Here is a 6,855-nt window from a genome sequence, read left to right as displayed (position 1 = left end):
CTCCCCCGAAGGGAGAGGTGGGGCGGCTCCCCGTCGCGTAGCGACACCTCTCCCTCGGGGGAGAGGTCGCCGGACTGGCCGGCGGGTGAGGGGGCCTTCTTCAACAGACTGAAAATGCTCATGCTTCGAGCGCCGCCTGTTGCAGGAGCGTCAGTTCCGAAATGCCCTTGCCGGCGAGGTTCATCAGCGCTTCGAGTTCGGCGCGATCAAACGGGGCGCCTTCGGCGGTGCCCTGGATTTCGACGAATTTGCCGGAGCCGGTCATGACGAAATTGGCGTCGGTTTCGGCTTCGACGTCTTCGAGATAGTCAAGATCGAGCACAGGAGCGCCACGATAGATGCCGCAGGAAATGGCGGCGACCGAATCTTTCAGCACTGGGCCCTTGGTCAGCTTGCGCTCTTCGAGCCATTTGATGGCATCGACGAGGGCGACATAGGCGCCGGTGATGGACGCGGTGCGGGTGCCGCCATCGGCTTCGAGCACGTCGCAATCGAGGGTGATCTGGGATTCGCCGAGCGCGGTCAGGTCGACCACGGCGCGGAGCGAGCGGCCGATGAGGCGTTGAATTTCCTGCGTGCGGCCGGACTGCTTGCCGGCAGTGGCTTCACGGCGGGTGCGGGTGCCGGTGGCGCGGGGCAGCATGCCATACTCGGCCGTGACCCAGCCCTGGCCCTTGCCGCGCAGCCAGCCGGGAAGGCTGGTTTCGACCGAAGCCGTGCAGAGCACCTTGGTATTGCCGAAAGCGATGAGGCAGGAGCCTTCGGCTTTCATGGCGACGTTGCGCTCGATGGTGACAGCCCGCATTGCATCAGGGGCGCGTCCGGAAGGCCGCATGCTTTGGTCTCGTTTTGCTATTTACCGCCTCTTAACCTTCCTAGCCTCGCGGAACAAGCGCTGCGCCGCTTACCGCCCTTGCACTGAACGCTTAAATGAGGGAGCAAGGTTAAGGCCGACAATTTGATTTAAGGGTGGTGGGGATTCAGGTGATGCCGGGCTGCAAAGGCCGATCTTCTGCGCTTCCGGTGCTCAAACATCGCCATTTTCGCCTTGCCCTGACATGAATCCCCCCACACTCTGACAAACACCATGGTTCATCCGCACGACGAATTTCTGAGCGTTCTCAATTCGCGCAGCCAGGAAATTTTCAGGCGGCTGGTGGAGCGCTATCTCGACACCGGGCTGCCGGTGGGATCGCGCGATCTTTCGCGGCTGTTGCAGACCGAGCTTTCGCCCGCTTCGGTGCGCAATGTGATGGCGGACCTTGAGGATCTGGGGCTGATTGCGGCGCCGCATACTTCTGCCGGACGGCAACCGACGCAGCAGGGGCTGCGGTTTTTCGTTGATTCCATGCTCGAGGTTGGCGCGGTCAATGAAAGCGAGAAGCGCAGCATTGCCCAACATATCGAAGGCCATACGGGGCGGCGGCAGGTGGAGGATCTGCTGACCGAAGCCAGTTCGCTGCTCTCTGGCTTGAGCCAGGGCGCGGGGCTGGTGATCGCCACCAAGGCCGACATGGTGATGCGGCATGTCGAATTCGTGCGGCTCGACAATTCACGCGCCATGGCGATTCTCGTCGGCGACGATGGGCAGGTGGAGAACCGCATTCTGGAACTGCCGCCGGGCTTTACGGTTGCGGCGCTGCAGCAGGCGAGCAATTATTTAGCCAACTATGTTGTGGGCCGGACGCTGGCCGAGGCGCGGAAAGCGCTGGACGAGCGGCGGATGGAGCAACGGGCCGAGCTCGATGAGCTGACCCAGAAACTGGTCGATGATGGCATTGCGACGCTGGTGCAGGACAGCCCGGCTTCGGCGCCGCGGGTGATCGTGCGCGGGCGGGCGAACCTCCTCAATGACGCCATGGCGAGCGACGAGCTTGAGCGCATGCGGCAGTTGTTCGACGAGCTTGAGAGCAAGGACGGGCTGCTGGAACTGCTGGGCGACGCGGAAAAGGGACAGGGGGTGCGCATTTTCATCGGCTCTGAGAACAAGCTGTTTTCGCTTTCGGGGTCTTCGGTGATTCTTTCGCCCTATAAGGATGCCAATGATAAGGTGATTGGCGTGCTCGGGGTGATCGGGCCGACGCGACTGAACTATGCGCGGATCGTGCCGGTGGTGGACTATACGGCCAATGTGCTGACGCGCCTGATGGCGAGAAAGCGCTGAACTATTGAAATGCGCTCCGTTCTGGCCGATATGCGGGACGAAACTTTTTGTAATCGAGGCCATGGAAACATGATGAGCGACGAGAACGCCGCCCAGGGCGAAACGCCGGAGACCGAAATCCCGGCCACCGAAACGCCGGAGGTCGATCCCGTCGAGGCCCTGCTCGCGGAAAACACCGAGCTGAAGGACCGCGTGCTGCGCACGCATGCCGAGATGGAAAACCTGCGCAAGCGCACCGAGCGCGACGTGGCAGATACCCGTTCCTATGCCATTGCCGGCTTTGCCCGCGACATGCTGAGCGCCACCGACGCGCTGAGCCGCGCGCTGCTGGTGATCCCCGAGGAAACCCGGGCGACGGCTGAAGGCACGCTCAAAAGCCTCATCGAGGGGCTGGAGCTTGCCGAGCGCGAAATGCAGCGCCTCCTGGGCAAGCATGGCGTCAAGCCGATCGAAGCGGCCGGCCAGAAGTTTGATCCGAACAAGCACCAGGCCATGTTCGAAGTGCCCAACCCGAGCGTGCCGGAAGGTACGGTCGTGCAGGTGGTTCAGGAAGGCTTTGCCATTGGCGATCGCGTGCTGCGGCCGGCCATGGTTGGCGTCGCCAAGGGCGGCGGGGCTACGCCGGCGGCCGAGGGCGTCGACAAGAACGTCTGATTGTCTTGGGTTTTGAAGTTTGAAAGGGGCGCCGCGAGGCGCCCTTTTTGTTTGTTCAGAACCAGAGATCGGTTACCCGGCGGCCATCGCGGGGGAGGTCGTCGAAGCTATGGAGGCCATCGAATTTCTGGATGGGGATGGCGGCGACGGCTTCGGGTTCAGCGAGGCGCACATTGACCGCGATACGGCGGCGGCCATCGGGCCCGGTATCGACCGAGCGCCAATAGGCCATGCAGCCGCAGGTGGGGCAGAAGTGGAAGCCCAGAACCATATGGCCGCGGAGATAGGCCGTCGTCGGGCCGGAGACGAAGACGTCTTCGTCCTGCCAGCCATAGATCCAGAGGGCGCCATAGCGGCGGCAACTGGTGCAATTGCAGGCCGTGGCGGCGTCGGGCTCCGACTCGAAGCGCCAGTGCACCGCCCCGCAATGGCAACTGCCCGTGATCATCCGAGGATTTCGCGGCTCATGATGCGCTCGACCCCGGCCTCCTTGAGGTCGGCCCAGGCCTTTTCGAGCGATCCATTGGTATCGATGGCGCGCGTCGCGTCTTCGATGACGGTCACGTCAAAGCCGCCAGCGGCGCCGTCGAGAGCGGTCCAGGCGACGCAGAAGTCGGTGGCAAGGCCGACAACGAAGAGGCGACCGACATCGTGTTCGTTGAGATAACCGGCGAGGCCCGTGAGCGTTTCCCCGTCGGCTTCCTGGAAACCGGAATAGGAATCGATGGCGCGGTTGTGGCCCTTGCGGATGGTGAGCTGGGCGTGGGGGATATCGAGATCGGCCGAGAGTTCGGCGCCGCGGGTCTGCCAGACGCAGTGGTCGGGCCAGAGGACCTGGGTGCCGTATTCGAGTTCGACGGTGTCGAAGGGCGCCTTGCCGGGGTGATTGCTGGCAAAGGAAATGTGATCGGCCGGGTGCCAGTCCTGGGTGAAGACGACGTGTTTGAACTTTTTGGCGAGCGCGTTGATCAGGGGCACGATTTCATCGCCGCCCGATACGGCCAGATTGCCGCCGGGCAGAAAGTCATATTGCACATCGACGACGACGAGCACGTCTTCGGGGCCGATGGAGAGTGTCATGGGGCGGCATCCTCTGATTGGAAAAGCTCGGCGCGGATGAGGCCGCGCACGGAATTGCCAAGGAAGATTGCATCGGCAGCAGCCAGATCGGCAAGGGTGAGAATGGCTTCTTCCGCCTTGCCGGTCTCGATGAGTTCGGCGCGGAGCGTGCCGGGGAGGAGACCGGAGGAAAGCGCGGGGGTCAGTAACCGGCCATCTCGCTGGACGAAAATATTGGTGATCGAACCCTCGGTGAGTTCACCGCGCTCGTTGAGGAAGACGACTTCGTCGACGCCAAAGGTGTCGTGGGCGGCGATTCGGGGAGAATCGTAAAAGGCGCGGTTGGTGGTTTTGTGGGCGAGCCAGACCGAGGTGGAGTCTAGGGTTTCAGCCGCGATGATGAAGCGGAATTTTTCCGGGTTTGGCGGCAGGGGGACGGCGGTGATTTCGATGCCGGTGTCCGAAAGGGTGAGGCGGACGCGCATGGGGGCGGTCCAATTTGCACTCTCGGCGATGAGGCGCGTGGTGGCTTCGGCGGCGTCAGCCTTGAGGCCGAAATAGGCGGCGGACGCAAGCAAGCGGGCGAGGTGGCGGCCGAGGAGGACAAAGCCTTCGGCGGGCGACCATTTTATGGTCTCGATCAGGGTTACGGGCGGGGCGGGGTCGCTGAGGAAGCGCAATTTCAGCAGGGCCTCGTCGTATTCGGATTGGGCGAGGCTGTCAGCGACAATGCCGCCGCCGATGCCGATGGTACCCTTGCCAGAGGAATCGATGACGGCGGTGCGGATGGCAACGTTAAAGGCGAAATCGCCATTGGGGGCGATGTAGCCGACGGAGCCGGTATAGAGGCCGCGGGGCAAAGGCTCGACTTCGTGGATGATTTCCATGGCGCGCAGTTTTGGGGCGCCGGTGATCGAACCGCAGGGGAAGAGGTTTTCGAGGATTTCCAGCATGGTCACATTGTGGCGGCGTTTCGCCGTGATGCCCGAGGTCATGGTGTGGAGGGTGGAATAGGTTTCGACCGTGAAGAGGTCGGTCACGTTCACCGAGCCGATTTCGGCGATACGGCCGAGATCGTTGCGCAGGAGATCGACGATCATCAGGTTTTCGGCGCGGTTCTTTTCGTCATTGGCGAGGGCCGCGCGGTCGGCGGCGTCCTGGCTCGCGAGGGGAGCACGGGGAAGGGTGCCTTTCATCGGGCGAGCCATGAGCGTGTCGCCGGTGCCGGAGACGAAGAGTTCGGGCGAGCGGGACAGGACAAAATGATCGCCGGCGTCGATATAGGCGCCGTAGGCGGTCTTTTGGCTCTGGGCGAGACGGCGGTAGAGGCCGAGGGGGGAGCCCGAAAGCTGGAACTGGGCCTGGAAGGTGAGGTTGACCTGGTAGGTGTCGCCGGCCGCGATGTAGGTTTTTATGGCGGCGAAGGCGGATGCATAGTCGGCGAAGCTTGTTGCGGGGGCGAGATTTTCGGCTGTGCCGTCGGGCGCTTCGGGGAGACCGGCGAAAGGCCTTGGCCCATCATAGAGGCCAAACCAGAGGAGCGGGGTTTCGCTGCGCTCCGGCAGGTGCCGTTCCAGGCGCTCCTCGAACAAGAAACCGAGTTCGTAGGCAAAGTAGCCGGCGGCCCAAAGACCTTGTTTCCCCGCTTCGGCGAGGCGGCCTAGCGCCTTGCGGGCGGTCTCGGCGTCATAGGCGCAAAGCACCTCTTTCGGCTCGGAAAAGAGGCGGCTCTGGCCGTGGGGATTGAGGTTGTCGTGCAGGAGCACGGTGCCTGATGTAAACATGGGAGGGGTTTTAGTGGGTTTGCACGCGGGGGCGAAGAGGGATTTCGCGAAGATCGTGGCCCCCATCACCCCCTCCCATCCTCCCCCATCAAAGGGGAGGTGCTGCGTTGGTGGTTTTGGCAGAATCCAGGTCCCTACGCCTCTTGGCGGAAAAATTGCGGCGTGGCAGATAGTGTCGGTCCGGGTGCGGAGTGCGTCCGGTTTGAGGGCATTTTCATGAAGACCGAACTGCTGGGCGCCTTCGCCGCCCTGGCACTAGTGGCTGGCGTCGCGCCGGCCGCCGCGCAGACCGGTGAATTCACGCTGATCAACGAGAGCTCGCAGGCGCTGCACTATTTTTACACCTCGCCGAGCAATGACAACAATTGGGGCTATGACCTCCTCGGCGACAGCGGCACGCTCGAGTCTGGCTATAATGGCAACGTGACCATCGGCGATGGCTCGGAAGAGTGCATCTATGACTTCAAGTTCGTGATGGACAGCGGCGCCGAACTGATCGAACCCGGTATCGACATCTGCGAACTCGGTTCCTACACGATTACCGACTGATTTAGGTTGGCGCTGCCTCGCTTCGGGGCGGCGCCTTTCTTTCCGGCAAAGGTATTTCTGGGCGTTTCTGGCCGCCGACGCGCTTGAAGCCCCAAGCGCACCCCCCTATATACGCCCCGAGGCCCCGCACGGGGCAAATCAACCTACGAGGGACCAGGCCCCTTCAGGGCACAGAGGCTGCTTTGCAAAAAGGGTCTCGCTAGATGGTTCGCTATAAAGAGAGGCTAATTTTATGGCAAAAGTCATTGGTATCGACCTCGGTACAACCAATAGCTGCGTCGCCGTCATGGACGGCAGCAATCCCAAAGTGATCGAAAATGCCGAAGGCGCCCGGACGACCCCGTCCATGGTCGCTTTCTCCAAGGATGGCGAGCGCCTTGTCGGCCAGCCAGCCAAGCGCCAGGCCGTGACCAATCCCGAAGGCACGCTGTTCGCCGTCAAGCGCCTGATCGGCCGTCGTTATGACGACAAGGTCGTGGCCAAGGACAAGAACCTCGTCCCCTTCAAGATCGTGTCTGCCGACAATGGCGACGCATGGGTCGAAGCTTCGGGCGACAAGTTCTCCCCGAGCCAGGTCTCGGCCATGATCCTGCAGAAGATGAAGGAAACCGCCGAAGCCTATCTCGGCGAGACCGTCACCCAGGC

Annotated in this window: 8 protein-coding genes; 4 read left to right on the top strand and 4 right to left on the bottom strand. The window is 62.5% G+C overall.

The window, feature by feature from the left end; genetic code table 11:
- Positions 1-118 precede the first annotated feature (118 nt).
- Entirely contained in the window at positions 119-835 is a 717-nt protein-coding gene (gene rph, locus ABW043_RS02070; protein WP_353919585.1) for a ribonuclease PH, read from the bottom strand.
- Between the two features lie 252 nt (positions 836-1,087).
- Here rph and hrcA point away from each other — a divergent pair, with 252 nt between their 5' ends.
- A complete protein-coding gene (gene hrcA / locus ABW043_RS02065) occupies positions 1,088-2,164 on the top strand; it encodes a heat-inducible transcriptional repressor HrcA (protein ID WP_353919584.1) in 1,077 nt (358 codons plus the stop codon).
- Between the two features lie 72 nt (positions 2,165-2,236).
- Positions 2,237-2,818, top strand: coding sequence for a nucleotide exchange factor GrpE (gene grpE, locus ABW043_RS02060; RefSeq protein WP_353919583.1), 582 nt, complete (start codon positions 2,237-2,239; stop codon positions 2,816-2,818).
- Between the two features lie 55 nt (positions 2,819-2,873).
- Here grpE and ABW043_RS02055 read toward each other — a convergent pair whose 3' ends face one another.
- The 3 genes from ABW043_RS02055 to pabB are packed head-to-tail and all read right to left on the bottom strand — an operon-like array spanning position 2,874 to position 5,661.
- Positions 2,874-3,266 carry a GFA family protein gene (locus ABW043_RS02055; protein ID WP_353919582.1) on the bottom strand — a complete coding sequence of 131 codons (393 nt, stop codon included), beginning with the start codon at positions 3,264-3,266 and terminating at the stop codon, positions 2,874-2,876.
- Positions 3,263-3,898: a bifunctional nicotinamidase/pyrazinamidase gene (gene pncA / locus ABW043_RS02050; protein WP_353919581.1), complete on the bottom strand. Its 636-nt coding sequence runs from the start codon at positions 3,896-3,898 to the stop codon at positions 3,263-3,265. The genes ABW043_RS02055 and pncA overlap by 4 nt, the downstream gene beginning before the upstream one ends.
- Entirely contained in the window at positions 3,895-5,661 is a 1,767-nt protein-coding gene (gene pabB, locus ABW043_RS02045; protein ID WP_353919580.1) for an aminodeoxychorismate synthase component I, read from the bottom strand. The genes pncA and pabB overlap by 4 nt, the downstream gene beginning before the upstream one ends.
- A gap of 216 nt (positions 5,662-5,877) precedes the next feature.
- Between pabB and ABW043_RS02040 the strand changes: the two genes are divergently transcribed.
- Entirely contained in the window at positions 5,878-6,210 is a 333-nt protein-coding gene (locus tag ABW043_RS02040) for a hypothetical protein (protein ID WP_353919579.1), read from the top strand.
- 232 nt (positions 6,211-6,442) lie between these two features.
- The coding region (locus tag ABW043_RS02035) for an Hsp70 family protein (RefSeq protein WP_353919578.1) at positions 6,443-6,855 on the top strand (413 nt) is incomplete at its 3' end.

Source organism: Devosia sp., assembly GCF_040509215.1.
Classification (GTDB): Bacteria; Pseudomonadota; Alphaproteobacteria; order Rhizobiales; family Devosiaceae; genus Devosia.
This window is presented reverse-complemented; position numbering and strand designations above follow the sequence as displayed.